Source organism: Candidatus Neptunochlamydia sp. REUL1 (genome assembly GCF_963457595.1).
GTDB lineage: Bacteria > Chlamydiota > Chlamydiia > Chlamydiales > Simkaniaceae > Neptunichlamydia.
Map to the genome: position 1 here is coordinate 136,920 of NZ_OY735137.1, position 14,080 is coordinate 150,999.

Genomic DNA, 14,080 nt, shown 5'->3' on the forward strand with positions numbered 1-14,080 from the left:
ATTCAAGCAGGCTCGGAAAGATTACATTCGAGAGTGCTTGTAGAAAGCACAGCATTTTCATCAGGAACAATCCGTTTTTCGGCGTATAGACGATGGAATAAACGCTCATAATCTTTGACACTTTGTAAAAACTGACGAGCTAGCTCAGGGTTCTCTGGAGCGATATTCTCTTTTTCACCAGGATCCTTTTCCAAATTATAGAGCTCAAGTTCCTGAGAAATCCTTGTGTAGATAAACTTGTATTTCCCTACGCGGCATCCAAAGTTCTTAAATACATAGGGGTTATGAAAGAAAATCGGACGCTCTCCACATTCTCTCATAAGAGAGTTTCCAATCGATAAATTAAAGCCATGGAGTCCTAAGACATCCATCACAGTGGGCAGCAAGTCAAGCTGACTACATGGGGCTGTAATCCTTTTTGGCTCAAGAATCCTTCCTTTTCCATAAACCATTAAGGGGACTCGAATATTCTCCTCATAAAGGTATCTCTGTTCTACAAAATTGTTATGCTCTCCCATCGGATACCCATGATCTCCCAGGACAAAAAGAAGCGTATTTTCCAAGAGTCCTTTTTCCTCAAGCAATTCAACAAGCAAGCCTAAACACGCATCGCTATAGTGAAATGTATTGAGGTATTTTCGGTAGATCCGAGAAATTTCAGGAGGGAAGGCTGGAGGTTGATAATGGGTTGGAAGGTTCCAGGGGTGATGATTCGTAATCGAAAAGAGTGTTAAAAATTGGGGCGCTCCTTGCCGCTCATCCAAAAAATCTGATGCATAATGCATCAGACATTCATCCGGAAGTCCCCAGCTTGAGTTGTGCGCTTTTGGAAAAGACTTCATCATTGTATCTCTCCCATGAATTGCATCGTATCCATGCAAATCAAAAAAGGCGTCCTGCTTTTCAAATTCTATGGGACCATTATGAAGGTAGCTTGTTTGATATCCCGCTTCTTGCATGAGTTGAGGGATCCCAATAAAGGGGGCTTTTGCTTGTGCTGCCGCTTCAGATCCATCAACATCGGAAGGAATTCCAAATAATGAAGAAACAACCGAGCGAGAGGTTCTCACAGAGTTAGCATAAAAATCCGTGAATAGAACCCCTTTCTTTGAGAGACGGTCAAAATGAGGCGTGACGCCTCTTTCTGCACCGAGTATGCCCACATTATGAGAACGAAACGACTCTAAAAAAAGAAAAATCACATGAGGACGCTCATCTCCATCTACTTTCATGTCGAAGGCTTTCTTTCCACTGAAACCCTGCGTATACTTAAACAGTGGGTATTCAGAAGATGGGACATGCATCTTTTCATTCTCATTATGAAACCGTGCCCTTGCCAAATAACTCAAATCGGTCCTGTCATTTTTTCGCTTTATAAACCTGAACAACTTTCTGACAAACCACACTTCATGCTGAAAAACAATATGGTCGGTTGCATAGGCCATTTTTTTTGGAAGAAAGGAGTGTCCTAAGATCGCAAAAAGTGTCAAAGCACCCCCAAGTCTAAGCCATTCCACTTCAAAAGTAAGGTTTTGCAAATCCCCCCAACAATGCCAATAGGCATAAACAGGCAACAAAAGGAAAACCAAGGCTCCCGGAAGAAAGCGCCACACCTTCTTTTCCTTTGCAGAATCCCAAAAGCACCGTGCATCATTAAAAAGAGAAAAGAAAGATATCTCCATTCGAATTGCCGTCTTTCGATGCAAAAACGCATCAGAAATAAGATGCATTTGAAGCAAAGATGAGCAAACAACAAAAATCCAAAATAAATATGCCGAGTCTATGGGAAGAATTGACTGAAATAAAACCAATAAAAAGAGCTGTTGAAACGCGACAAAGAGGTCTTGACAAACCCCTGTAAAATAAGAAAGGAAAAGCGCTACTCGGGCAGGCTGATTTCTGTGCAAAATTGAAAAACGCACACAGAGGGAAGGAAGAGCTATAAGAAGAAGAAAGGTCCACACGACTGTCATGCGCTAATAATACCTTCTCTATGGGAAAAGTGTCAAATTTTTTTAATAGAAGAACTTATAGGAATATTTACTAAGGTTATTTAATTTTAATTCTGAAAACAATTCAAAATCAACCCTAATTTAACCAAAATAAAATAAAGAGTTTACGATTAACTTTTTTTTAAAGCTCCAAAAGCGAAACCTCCCTAAACTTCTTACCTTAAAGCCTCTAGAATCTTCTCTGCTGCGCGCGCTGAACTAGCGCGGTAGTCAATGGTTGCCGTGCCAACATGAGGAGCGAGGAGACAGTTTGGAGCCTTTGTAAGGGGATGATTTCCGGGCAAAGGCTCGGGGTCAGTCACATCAAGGGCAGAGATAACGGTCAGGCATAGTAGAAAGAATCCCATCTTAGGTTTTTACTACCTCGATCTACTTTTCCTTTGAAAGAACATTATTTTCATCGTGACAAGAAACATTAAAATGCTCCTTGAAAAGCTTCTCCGCTACATCAGGGATTTTTCGTGTGATGAAAACTTTTACAGGTGCGTTCATAAACCACTCATAATTTTAAGGATTTCTTCTCCAAGTTGGGTTGGGTCATGATCTCCTTGATTTGTTAAGACAATCACCCCGATATCATGATCAGGAATAAAACCCATAAACATTCCGAACCCAAAGAGCGTTCCACTTAGATGGTAGAAATTCGCTTGGGCATTTGGGAAAGAGCTGATTTTCCAACCAAGGCCCATGTCAAAACCTTTGAATGAATGGTAGGGGGTTTGCATGAGAGGAAGGATCGCATTGAGACTCGTTTTCTCTTTTCCCAAATTAAAAGAGAGAAAGGTCAGCATATCCTTCGGAGTGGAATAAAGCCCTCCTGAGCCAATAAACACCGAGTAAATTTTTTCACTTTGAAGAGGGGATATTCCCCGACCATTTTCGTAGCCCGTAGCGAGTCGCTTTCTTTGCTCAGTAGAAAGAGTAAAGACCGTATCGTTAATCCCTAATGGATGCATGATGAGCTGAGCGGCCAGTTCAGGATAAGACCTTTTGGCAATCCGAGAGAGAATATTCGCTAAAAAGGCATAGCCAAAATTGGAGTATTCATACTTAGAACCAGGTTCCCTCGGAAGCTCATACTTAGAGAGGAATCGATACATTTGACTGATGCTAAAACTGGAGCGACTGGTGAGGGAGTAGGGCATATCAGGAAAGCCTGAAGTATGAGTCGCAAGATCACCAAGAGTTATTTCTTTTCCTTTGTAGTTAGGAAGCGTCATCGACTTCGGAAGAAATTTAGAAATAGGATCGTTAAGACTCACCTGCCCTTCTTGGACAAAATAAGCAAGGGTCCCAGCCGTTACGATTTGGGTTAAAGGGCCTATGCGAAACTCAGTGAAGGCATTAGTAGGAATAGGAGATTTTAAAGAGACTTTTCCTTTCGTAACGATTTGCTGAAATTTTTGATGGTTGTCCCGACCAATTGACATAACAGCCATTCCTGTAATCGCATGCTCACTGTGGTAGACTTCTACTCGCTCTTCAATGGATTTTTGAATATCCCCAAATAACGCCATAAGGGGAAAAAGTAGCGCAAAAATAACAGTTTTCATTTTCAAGATCATATGAACTGTGTTATAAGGGACCTTTGAATATCTATAAAGAAAAATTGTCATGACGAAAAGCTCTGGAAGAACACTCAACATTTTCTTTCTTGCTATGATCAATATTGCAGCCATTTGTAGCATCAAAAACTGGCCACTCACAGCTGTCTATGGTTTTTCCTCTCTATTTTACTTCATTGTTTCAATCGTCCTCTTTTTTATCCCTGTCTCTCTTGTTTCTGCAGAGCTAGCAACAGGATGGCCCGAGCGTGGAGGAGTCTATGTTTGGGTACGAGAGGCTTTTGGTCACCGCTGGGGGTTCTTAGCTGGTTGGCTCCTGTGGATTGAAAACGTCGTCTGGTATCCCACAATTTTGTCCTTTATTGCAGGAACGATTGCATTTAGTTTTGATCCTTCTTTAGCAGACAATACCCTATATATGTTCTGCGTTATTTTTGGTACCTTCTGGGGAGCAACTCTCCTCAATTTGCTCGGAATGAAAATGTCGGGTTGGATCAGTACGCTAGGTGTGATTTTAGGAACAATTATTCCTGGAGTGGTCATCATTGGACTCGGAATTGCCTGGGTCGGATCAGGTAAACCCTCCCACATCGCCTTTAATTGGGATACCTTTTTCCCTGATCTGTCGAGTCCAAAACAGCTGGCACTTTTAGCGGGAGTCTTGCTTGGCTTTGCAGGGATGGAGATGTCTGCAGTCCATGCTAAGGATGTAAAAAATCCTCAAAAGAACTTTCCAAGAGCAATCCTGCTCTCAGCATCGATCATCATTATCCTCTCTATTTTAGGGACTTTGGCAATAGCCATTGTGATTCCAGAGAAGAAAATAAGCCTGGTTTCTGGGGGAATAGAAGCGATTGCCTTTTTTCTTAGATCTTATAATCTAGGTTGGGCTGTACCCGTTATAGCCTTCATGGTAGCCTTTGGAGCGCTTGGCGCAATGAGCACGTGGACAGCTGGACCAAGTAAAGGACTTCTTGCCGCAGCGCAAGATGGGGATTTCCCTCCGATTCTGCACAAGATCAACAAGCACAATATGCCTGTTGGAATGCTCGTTTTTCAAGGAGTTATTGTTTCAGTCCTAGGGATAGTTTTCTTGCTTATGCCTAACGTAAACAGCTCATTTTGGATCTTGCTAGCGCTAACATCGCAACTGTACCTTTTGATGTATGTCATTATGTTTGCAGCAGGAATACGGCTTCGCTATAAAAGGCCCGATGTCCATCGGGCCTATAAAATCCCGGGGGGGAAATTCGGGATGTGGCTAACTGCCGGAGTCGGTCTTGTCAGTTCAGCCTTAGCGATCTTCATTGGATTCTTTCCTCCAGATCAACTGGAAACAGGAAGTCCCCTATTTTATGTGCTATTCTTGGTTTTTGGGATGATTCTATTTTGCGCAGCTCCGTTCATCATTCTACTGTTTAAAAAGCCCAGCTGGAATGAACCGATCTCCTTTCAAGATGAGGACTAGATCAATATGGATGGTGCGACTATAGAAGCCACCAGGTTCCTAGGGAAAGATAGAGAAGCGTCGTGATGACGTCGGCGAACATGAGAACAACAGGCCCTGCGGCGACGCGGGGGTCCCATTTTCGAGCATGAAGAATTAGTGGAACAGCCGATCCGATCGTCGACGTAATATAAACTGAGCATGTAATCCCAAACATGATGACGAACCCAGGAGCGATTCCATTTCCCCAGAGAAGTGAAACAATCCCAACAATAATTCCCGAAGTAATCGCGATAAGAGCAACGACTTGCCACTCACGCAAAAGGCATCCAATCGTATAACTCCAGCGGCGATTATGTTTCTTAAGAAGCTGCATACTCTGAGTCATTGACTGCATAGAAATCGATTCAGAAAGGGTCAGGACAAGAGGAATAAACATTGCAAGAAGAAGGACTTGCGAAAGGACAACCTCAAAAACTCTTGAGATAATAGCGCAAGCAAAACCTCCAAACATGTTGCAAAAAATCCATGGCATGCGCGATCGATATCCCTGCCAAGGACTAGGCTTTTTTCCCTCTTCGACATACATGCCAATCATTTGAAAAATATCGGAACGACGTCGAGAAGATGCCACATCAATTTTTTCTTCTAAGTAAAGACCTACATCTATGACTCCAAGAAGATGATTTTTATCATCCACTACAGGAAGAGCCAGAAGGTGATGGGTTTCCAAAAACTCCATTGCTTCCTGAAGGGTTTGGTCTCCTCTTAAGCTAATAAGATGCGTCCCCATTAAATCTCTAATGGAAGTTTGAGGCTCGGTTAATAGAAGGCGGCGAGTTGGAACAACGCCAATGAGTTTTCTCTCTTCATCAACCACATAAATATAAATAATCTCGTCAGTGATGTGTTTATCGCGAAGGTAGCGGAGAGCTTCCTCCACCGTATGTTCCACATGAATCGTGGTCCGCACAGGAACAATAAAATCTCGAAGTGGCTTATTCAAATTTTTTTCTGACATGCTCATAGATTACTTCTTTCTTGATAAAAGTCAATAACGTAAACTCCGCAGTTATGAGACTATCCCACTATTACAAACACCCTCTTTTCAAGTCTTTTTCTGCAGATTTTTGGATCTCTTCTCACTCTAATTTAATAAGTAAGAGTTTCATAGAGATCCAAAAATATGATATTTCTAATCATGGAATAGTCTCATGAAGAATGATACATCTTGGAAGCAGGTTGGAAAATGGTATGATGACATTGTCTCGAAAGGGGGACATACCTACCACAAAGAAGTGATCTTCCCTGCGCTAAAAAAATGGCTTTCTTTCGACGATGGAGATTCGGTACTAGATCTTGGTTGTGGTCAAGGCATTTTAGCAAGGCAGCTTCCAGAAAAAGTCTCCTATCTGGGGCTAGATTTGGCAAAACCTCTTGTTCAAAAAGCCAAGGGATATTCATGCCATAAGTTTCAGGTTGGAGATGCCACAAAACCTTTAAAAATAGCTAAAGAAGATTTTAGCCATGCATTTATGATTCTATCGCTTCAAAATATGGAGAAGGGGGAAGAGGCTGTTAAAAATGGAGCGCGCCATCTAAAGGAGGGAGGCAAATTCATCATAATTCTTAATCATCCTTGCTATCGGATTCCAAGACAATCAAGCTGGGGGGTCGATGAGAATAAGAAGCTCCAATACCGACGGGTGGATCGCTATCTCTCTCCACTCGAGATTCCCATTCAAATGCATCCTAGCAAGAAGGAGAAATCAGAAAAAACCTTCTCCTATCATAACCCTTTATCCACCTACGCAGAGTGGATGGTGAAAGCAGGGTTTTCCATTACGCGGCTTGAGGAGTGGTTCTCGACAAAAACATCAAGTGGAGGAAAGGCAAAAATGGAAAATAGAGCGCGCAAAGAATTCCCCCTTTTTCTTGCTCTTGAAGGGACTCTTGCGCTAAAGTAATGCCATGTGTGGAATTTTTGGGTACATCCGGTCTTCAACAAGTGAAAAAAGTACCGTCGATGTTTGCATCGATGGTCTTAAGTTATTGGAATATCGAGGATACGATTCCTCGGGAATTGCAGGTATTATTGACGGAAAAATTCGCTCTTGCAAACGAGCTGGAAAAATCAATGCACTTCAAAAAGCTGTTTCAAGTGAAAAAATCAGGCTGAACACGACAATTGCTCATACCAGATGGGCAACCCACGGCATCCCTAATGAAGAAAATGCTCATCCTCACCTTGACCAATATGAAACCCTCGCTCTTGTCCACAATGGAATCATTGAAAATCACAATGCTATCCGTGATAGACTCATTGCAAAAGGGGTAGTCTTCAGCTCTGACACGGACACTGAGGTAATTGCTGCACTTATTTCCCACCACTATCAAGGAACACTGCGACAGGCTGTTCAAAAAGCGATGAAAGAACTTCACGGTTCTTTCGCAATTGCCGTTATCCACAAAGACCATCCCAATGAAATGATTGGTGCCTCAAGGGAAAGTCCCCTTGTTGTAGGAATCGACCCCTCAAATGGCGAGGCCTACCTCTCCTCAGATGCAAATTCCTTTAATGGGAAAGTGCTCGATGTCCTCTATTTAAAAGATGATGAAATTGCTGTTCTCAAACATAACCATTTTACCCTTTATAGCTCTCAAGGAAAAAAGATCCACAAAGAAATGAAGCGGGTCGAGTTCCAAGGAGAGGCTATTTCAAAAAACGGCTATGATCACTATATGCTCAAAGAAATCTTCGAGCAACCGCAGACCGTACAGCAGTCAATGCTAGATCGATGCAGAGAAGAATTTGGCACGGCTGAGTTTGAGGAACTGACCCTCTCACCCCACCGTCTTCAATCGATTAAAAGAGTCCTGATCTTAGCATGTGGAACATCTTGGCATGCAGGTTCGATCGCAGCCTCCATGTTTGAGCACCTAGCCCGGATTCCCACAGAGACTGCAATCGCCTCGGAATTCCGCTATACCAACCCCATTATCTCTGAAGATACCCTTGTCATTGCGCTTAGCCAGTCAGGTGAAACAGCAGATACTATTGCTGCTGTACGCGAGGCAAAAGCGAAAGGAGCAAAAGTCGTTGCCATCTGCAACGTCGACAACTCTACTCTTGTGAGAGAAGCCGACTCAACCTTGTTCCTAAGAGCTGGGCCTGAAGTAAGCGTCTGCTCGACAAAAGCTTTTACGAGTCAACTCACTGTTTTAGCTCTGTTCACCCTTTACATGGCTCGCCTTCGTCATCTGAGCAAAGAAGAGGGGCAACAGTTTCTTAAAGACCTCAAACATCTTCCTACAAAGATTACTCAGGTTCTTGCACAAGGATCGCAAATTGAAGCCTTTGCCGAAAAGTATGCCAAGTTTGAGCACTTTTTCTTTATGGGGCGACGCTATATGTACCCTACGAGTCTCGAGGCAGCCTTAAAGCTCAAAGAAATCAGTTATCTCAATGCCAACGGCTATCCGGCAGGAGAAATGAAGCATGGACCAATTGCACTTGTCAATCCAAAGCTTGCTGTCGTTGGGCTTTGTGGAAATCTGCAAACTTTCGATAAAATGATGAGCAATCTAATGGAGGTCAAAGCCCGTGGAGGAGAAATCTTGATCTTTGCTCCAAAAGGAAAAGAAGAAGCTCTCACAATCACTAAAGACGTCTTGTGGATCCCCAAGACAATTGATCCCTTAGCCTCGATCCTATACTCCGTTGCCGGACAACTCTTCGCTTACTATATTGCGCTGCTGCGAGGAACTGATATTGATCAGCCCCGTAACCTTGCAAAGTCAGTGACAGTCGAATGAGCCTCGACGCTGGGGTCTTTATTGCTATTCTTACCCTGTTTGCCATGATTGGCATTGCAAAAAACAGAAAGATCCAATTGGAAGAAAGTTACCTTTTTGCCGAAAGAAAGTGCGGCCTTTTTGGGCTAACCTGCACGCTTATTATGACGGAGCTCAACACAGCAACGCTCTTTGCCTTTGCGGGGCTTGGATACATTGTAGGCTTCCGCGCGCTCTTCCTTCCGCTTATCTTCCTCATTGGACTCGTATTTTATGGATTGAGCGTTGCGAAAAAATATAAGGAACTCAATGCCTCCTCGGTAACAGCCCTATTAAGGGAGCGATATGGAAAACCTTTTGCTCAACTCGCATCCATTTTTTTGATCGGATCGATGATGGGATTCACAGCTACGTATGTGAAGTCAGTGACTTTGATCTTCTCCCCTGTTTTTCCCATGTGGAATAGATGGATTCTGAGTGGTTGCCTCGTTCTTGTCATCCTTTTGATGACCCTGCGGGGAGGTTTAATCGCTATCATCCGAACAGACATAACGTCTTTTCTGCTCATCTGCCTCATATTCCCCCTCTTTCTTTTCTATACAAAGCGGGAGGCAGGGGCTTCAGAAATCCAGAGCCTTCCAGACCTTCTCCCCTACCGCTTTATTATCTCTCTAGTGATCCTGAGCATGTTCACCTATATCCTTGCTCCTTGGTATGGGCAGAAAATATTCTCTGCTAAATCGAAAAGCGTTGCTTTTTCAGCTGTGATTCTTGCTGCCATTTTCGTCTTCATCTTTTATGGAGTGGGGGTGCTTTCCACCGCTTATCTCAAGGCTAGTGGCATTGTTATTTCTTCTCCAGACATGGTAATCCCCGCGATTATCAACCTCTATTTTCCTGCGGGGCTCAAAGGGGTTGCCTATGCCACGCTCTTTATGATTTCAGGAACAACCCTTGCAGGTGTATGGAGTGCCATGAGCTCAATGGTCATTACAGACTTTGGCCGCTCCAGCACAAACTACAGACAAGGACTTCTCCTAACCCTGCTCTTTGCCGCAACATCCTACGTGCTAGGAAACACTCTTGTTGATAAAATTCTTGATAAACTTATTCTCGCAAATATTCCCGTTGCAGCCCTCTCCTTTGCCCTGCTCGCAGGATTTTACTGGAAGAAAGCCTCAACAACAGGAGCAGTCCTCAGTAGCATCATCGGTTTTTCCTGGGGTCTTTTCTGTTTCCTCTATTTTGGTGAAAAGGGACTTTACACCTGGTACTGGGCTCTTTGGGGAATTCCTCTAATCTTCGGTTCAGGAATCCTTGGCTCTTTTCTCAGTCTCTCTAAAATTAAATCACAATTAAAAAAAATTAATTTAGTAAAAAATTTAAACTAAATATTAATTATAATAAAATCAAATGATTTATATCACACTTTCTTTGTGATTAAATTTTACCAAAGGAAGGGCATGGCAATTACTCCACAACACATCCGTTTCGGATTTGAAAACAGTAAGCTTTATATAACTGCGCTACGCACAGCAGCTATGGAAGACAACGTAAACAAAATTCAAACACTCCTAGGAAAAGGTGCAAGCCCTTTTATCAAAACGATAGGCAGCAAGCCAAGAACTCCTGAAAGCAGCTGCAGTCCTTAGAAAATATATGGACGAAAACCCTCATTTAGCATTAGAAGTGCTTCATATTGGCCAATAATTAGCTTAGCTCCAATATACTTTAAGCCCACCTCCTGCATAAGAAGGCGAGCTTTTTTTTATGGAGGAGGAACGCAAGGCGATCTAAAGATCACTTCTCCACTTTCAGTGAAGCCCGTTGTTGCGAAATTTGAGGAGGTATACCACTCTTGCGATTGTTTAACCCTAACAGACGAAGCAGTCCCGTTTAGAATAAATGTGGGAGCCCCATTGTTGGTAATTGAAGAGCAGATAATTCCCGGGCTAAACGCTTGGATAAGAATCCCTGCCGCGGGATCTGAACTCACAGCATTCCCCCGGATCTCTGTAAAAATATCAAAATCACCATCTAAATTCTTTACTTGGATACCAGGAGCAGTATTGCTCATTGTCACCTGGTTACTCAAAATATATACCTCCTTAGGCGCCCCAGCTGTCACAGCTAGATACGAAATGCCTTCTGATGAACCAGTAGAGCTATTGATAATTGTGTTATTAGAAATAACATGATGTCCATCAAGAGCATGAATAGAAAACTGGGGGTTTGAATTCATTGTATTATGAGAGATTGTAACTTTTCCACTTATAACCTCTGTTCCCACATCAAATCCCGCTCCAGGTTTAACTGTTTTACTCAGATTATTGTACGCAAGAAGGGCCCGAGCTTGAGGGTGATTTAAGCGAGTAAGAATCCCAGAGTTTGGAGACTGCATAATAGTGTTATGAATAACTACAGCAGAACCTGGCTTAGTGGCTTGGTCAAGAGAGACACCATTTTCCCCTGGAGAAGAGATGATATTATAAGCTATATTTACACTTCCTTCATGATCAGTAATCTCAATTCCATTAAGTGCAGCATCATTCACCACATTGTGCTCTATGGTGACATTTGCAGTATTGTCTCCAAAGATACCACTTTGATTCTGTCCAGATCCCTGGACGGTGATTCCTCGCACGATAGTGTTGGAAGCAAGAGTAATCGTAGGACCAGCGCCATTAGTTAACACAGGATCACCTGATGTGAATGAAGGGATTGCAATTCCATTCACAGTTAATGGAAGTCCTGAGCCTTGCAGAGTCTGGCCCGTGCTCATCACAAATCCATTGCTGTAGCCTAGAGTTGGAGTTCCTGTTCCCTGAAATGCATAAACGATAGCAGGCACACTAGGAACAGATGCAAAAGAGCAAAAGGGAGACTCAAACGTTCCAAGTCCTGGACATCCTGCAAGGTTATTTACAAAGATCGCTCGAATGATATTTCCATTTCCATCCTTGAGCGGCCTCACCTGTGACTTTTTCTTCACCGGAATGATTTCATTGCGCATCACAGGGCGAAAGGTTCTCATTCTGAATGCGCGTTTTCCATACCCTTGTTTTCCTGTGCGACAAGCAGAAGATTTCCAAAGAGGTATATTGACTGAAATCACCCCTTGATAGGTCGTGTTGAAAATGCTGTCGTGATTCAATTCAAATTCAAGGCCAACATATTGGGTAATATTTGCCACAACGTGCAACTTTCCTCCCCAACTACTGTGATATTTATTCCCTGAAACCGTCGCACCAAAGAGATAATAAGGCCCCACCCCAACGTAAAAATCTGTATACGTCCCAGGAATCATGGGAGTAGGAATCCCCACCTCTACGTTGACTGAAGGGAAAGCATAGTAACTCTTTCTCTTCACGTTGATTTGATTCCCTGAAAAACCCTCAAACTTTAATGGGTCAGATCGTTTCGTTCCCCCAACGGGTATATATCCATTCACTCGAAAGTCAACATAGGGGCTAAGGATCTCAATTCCTGGAGTGATCTGGTGAGTATTCAGCTCATCAGAATCGCGAAAATCATAATAGAGATTTCCTCCGATTGACAGTATATCGTCCATAACTAAATATCGCAGTCCTGCTCCCACATTCGACGCAAAACGTCCGGTGTCCATCATATGGAAACGCGCATCAACATAAGGAATAGCATCTGAGTGATTACTTCGAATAAGGAAGAGCTCTGCGCTGGTGTACCCCTTGTGACCCACACCTCGACCAAAATGATGAGAGAGTGTTAGCTGCGCTGGAGCCAAACAGACAGGATCCTCGTCCCGGGAATATCCAGCAATAGTAAGCAAAAGAAAGCAGATGAAAAAGGTTGCAACACGTCTCATAATGTTCTCAAATTCCTACATGATATTTAGAGTTAAAGGAACGCACTATTTTTTTGCTTACCACAGAATAATTGATAAAGCAACACTTTTTCTGTAAATTCGATTATTTCTTCTCTTCTCGTTCTTTTTCAACTGCTTATTCCTCTTTCAATAGAGGTTCCATATCTAAGTATCGTCTTCCTGTTATCCACTCTTCGTGGATTTCTATTATTACTACTGTTACAAGCCGGACAGCGGAGGCTGTGTTAGGGAATGGCACTGCTACCCGGTTCCTCCTCTTAATTTCCTGATTCACTCTTTCTATTCCATTCGCGGTTCGTATTTTTTTTCAGTGTTCTCGGAGGTATCGATAAAATGTTAATCCTTCATCTATATTTTCTTCTAGCCATCTGGCAAGTTCAGGAGCCCTCAGGGAGAAGCTCTTTTAGGAAATGATTACTATGATTTTTTGCTTGCTGACAGAGGATATAGCTAAAGTTACTTAAATTAGTTGTAGGCAGTGCTCCTTGAAAAGTTCGTCTATTCCACATTGATATTTTCTTCGCTTAGACTTTGCCTGTGCCCACTTGTGTTCAATAGGGTTTAGATAGTATCGTCATGAGATAGAAGCCCAAAGAGCGATACAACGGATTTGCACTGCAGCTATGAATGAAGCTGTATTTTTGGCATATCGAGTGGCTATTCCACGCCATCGTTTTAGTTGGAGAAAAGCATTTTCTACAAGGTGTCGAAGCTTATATAGTTCTTTATCAAATTCTCTCCATTTTTTGCGATTTGACCTCAGAGGAATGACTGGATTTATGCCTTGACTCTCGGCTTGCAATATAATTGCGTCACTATCATAAGCTTTATCGGCGAGCAAATGTTCTGCTGAAATACTTTGGATCAAGAAACTTGCTTGAGTGCTGTCATGAGTGGTACCTTGCGTAACAACAATTCGGACTGGCATACCATGCGCATCCACGGCCAAGTGTATTTTTGTGTTAAGCCCCCTTTTGTCCGACTCATGTCTTGATTACCGCCTTTAGCTCCCGATGCATGAGGGTGCACCTTAATATGGCTCGCATCTATCATGAGCCATTCATAGTCAGGATCTTCCACTAAACATTCAAGCAACGCTTCCCAAATTCCAGCATCCCGCCAACGACAAAAGCGACGGTGAGTGTTTTTCCAATCTCCATAATCAGGCGGTAAGTCTCTCCAAGGAGAGCCTGTTCGAAGAATCCAGAAAACAGCGTTAATGAACAGACGGTTATCTTTTGCTACGGCGCCCCAACCCCCTTTTCGACCTGGCAGGTGAGGAGCTAACAATTCCCAGACTTTATCTGAAATATCGTGGCGACAATGCGATGCTTTTCCCATAGAAAATTCCTTTGTTGCATTGGTATAAGACAGCAAAGTATATCAAATTAAAAAT

11 protein-coding genes and 1 pseudogene are annotated in these 14,080 nt (G+C 42.8%); 5 read left to right on the forward strand and 7 right to left on the reverse strand.

Going from position 1 to position 14,080, the window contains the following annotated elements; genetic code table 11:
• Window positions 1–2: 2 nt before the first annotated feature.
• The 3 genes from R2I63_RS01095 to R2I63_RS01105 all read right to left on the reverse strand — a co-directional run bounded on the left by R2I63_RS01095 (window position 3) and on the right by R2I63_RS01105 (window position 3,565).
• Entirely contained in the window at window positions 3–1,973 is a 1,971-nt protein-coding gene (locus R2I63_RS01095) for a sulfatase-like hydrolase/transferase (protein ID WP_316357913.1), read from the reverse strand.
• A 194-nt stretch (window positions 1,974–2,167) separates the two neighbouring features.
• Window positions 2,168–2,359: an NAD(P)-dependent oxidoreductase gene (locus R2I63_RS01100; RefSeq protein ID WP_316357916.1), complete on the reverse strand. Its 192-nt coding sequence runs from the start codon at window positions 2,357–2,359 to the stop codon at window positions 2,168–2,170.
• A 141-nt stretch (window positions 2,360–2,500) separates the two neighbouring features.
• On the reverse strand, window positions 2,501–3,565 hold the full coding sequence (locus R2I63_RS01105) for a serine hydrolase domain-containing protein (RefSeq protein WP_316357918.1): 1,065 nt from the start codon (window positions 3,563–3,565) through the stop codon (window positions 2,501–2,503).
• Window positions 3,566–3,626: 61 nt separating this feature from the next.
• On the opposite strand from R2I63_RS01105, the gene R2I63_RS01110 reads away from it, so the two are divergent.
• Entirely contained in the window at window positions 3,627–5,045 is a 1,419-nt protein-coding gene (locus tag R2I63_RS01110; RefSeq protein WP_316357920.1) for an amino acid permease, read from the forward strand.
• A 19-nt stretch (window positions 5,046–5,064) separates the two neighbouring features.
• Here the strand turns inward: R2I63_RS01110 and R2I63_RS01115 are convergent, their stop codons facing one another.
• On the reverse strand, window positions 5,065–6,030 hold the full coding sequence (locus R2I63_RS01115) for a magnesium transporter (protein WP_316357923.1): 966 nt from the start codon (window positions 6,028–6,030) through the stop codon (window positions 5,065–5,067).
• A 208-nt stretch (window positions 6,031–6,238) separates the two neighbouring features.
• Between R2I63_RS01115 and R2I63_RS01120 the strand changes: the two genes are divergently transcribed.
• From R2I63_RS01120 to R2I63_RS01135, 4 genes are all read left to right on the forward strand, one after another.
• On the forward strand, window positions 6,239–6,991 hold the full coding sequence (locus tag R2I63_RS01120; protein ID WP_316357925.1) for a class I SAM-dependent methyltransferase: 753 nt from the start codon (window positions 6,239–6,241) through the stop codon (window positions 6,989–6,991).
• A 4-nt stretch (window positions 6,992–6,995) separates the two neighbouring features.
• Window positions 6,996–8,840: a glutamine--fructose-6-phosphate transaminase (isomerizing) gene (glmS, locus tag R2I63_RS01125; RefSeq protein ID WP_316357926.1), complete on the forward strand. Its 1,845-nt coding sequence runs from the start codon at window positions 6,996–6,998 to the stop codon at window positions 8,838–8,840.
• Window positions 8,837–10,210, forward strand: coding sequence for a sodium:solute symporter family protein (locus tag R2I63_RS01130; protein WP_316357928.1), 1,374 nt, complete (start codon window positions 8,837–8,839; stop codon window positions 10,208–10,210). Before glmS ends, R2I63_RS01130 begins: the two co-directional genes overlap by 4 nt.
• Before the next feature lie 72 nt (window positions 10,211–10,282).
• Window positions 10,283–10,471, forward strand: coding sequence for a hypothetical protein (locus R2I63_RS01135; protein ID WP_316357930.1), 189 nt, complete (start codon window positions 10,283–10,285; stop codon window positions 10,469–10,471).
• Window positions 10,472–10,587: 116 nt separating this feature from the next.
• On the opposite strand, the gene R2I63_RS01140 is transcribed toward R2I63_RS01135, so the two are convergent.
• From R2I63_RS01140 to R2I63_RS01145, 3 genes and pseudogenes are all read right to left on the reverse strand, one after another.
• Window positions 10,588–12,663: a right-handed parallel beta-helix repeat-containing protein gene (locus tag R2I63_RS01140; protein WP_316357933.1), complete on the reverse strand. Its 2,076-nt coding sequence runs from the start codon at window positions 12,661–12,663 to the stop codon at window positions 10,588–10,590.
• A gap of 136 nt (window positions 12,664–12,799) precedes the next feature.
• Window positions 12,800–13,078, reverse strand: a pseudogene (locus R2I63_RS10530) (transposase); the annotation flags it as partial.
• Window positions 13,079–13,258: 180 nt separating this feature from the next.
• Window positions 13,259–14,025 (reverse strand): IS5 family transposase gene (locus R2I63_RS01145; RefSeq protein ID WP_316359827.1). Its coding sequence is split into 2 segments (ribosomal slippage): window positions 13,259–13,650 and window positions 13,650–14,025, totalling 768 coding nucleotides; the frame shifts between segments, so codons are not numbered across the junction.
• Window positions 14,026–14,080: the final 55 nt, after the last annotated feature.

Coding starts and splice junctions, on each gene's coding strand:
- R2I63_RS01095 (WP_316357913.1), bottom strand. CDS start 1,973: ATGACAGTCGTGTGGACCTTTCTTCTTCTTATAGCTCTTCCTTCCCTC.
- R2I63_RS01100 (WP_316357916.1), bottom strand. CDS start 2,359: ATGGGATTCTTTCTACTATGCCTGACCGTTATCTCTGCCCTTGATGTG.
- R2I63_RS01105 (WP_316357918.1), bottom strand. CDS start 3,565: ATGAAAACTGTTATTTTTGCGCTACTTTTTCCCCTTATGGCGTTATTT.
- R2I63_RS01110 (WP_316357920.1), top strand. CDS start 3,627: ATGACGAAAAGCTCTGGAAGAACACTCAACATTTTCTTTCTTGCTATG.
- R2I63_RS01120 (WP_316357925.1), top strand. CDS start 6,239: ATGAAGAATGATACATCTTGGAAGCAGGTTGGAAAATGGTATGATGAC.
- glmS (WP_316357926.1), top strand. CDS start 6,996: ATGTGTGGAATTTTTGGGTACATCCGGTCTTCAACAAGTGAAAAAAGT.
- R2I63_RS01130 (WP_316357928.1), top strand. CDS start 8,837: ATGAGCCTCGACGCTGGGGTCTTTATTGCTATTCTTACCCTGTTTGCC.
- R2I63_RS01135 (WP_316357930.1), top strand. CDS start 10,283: ATGGCAATTACTCCACAACACATCCGTTTCGGATTTGAAAACAGTAAG.
- R2I63_RS01140 (WP_316357933.1), bottom strand. CDS start 12,663: ATGAGACGTGTTGCAACCTTTTTCATCTGCTTTCTTTTGCTTACTATT.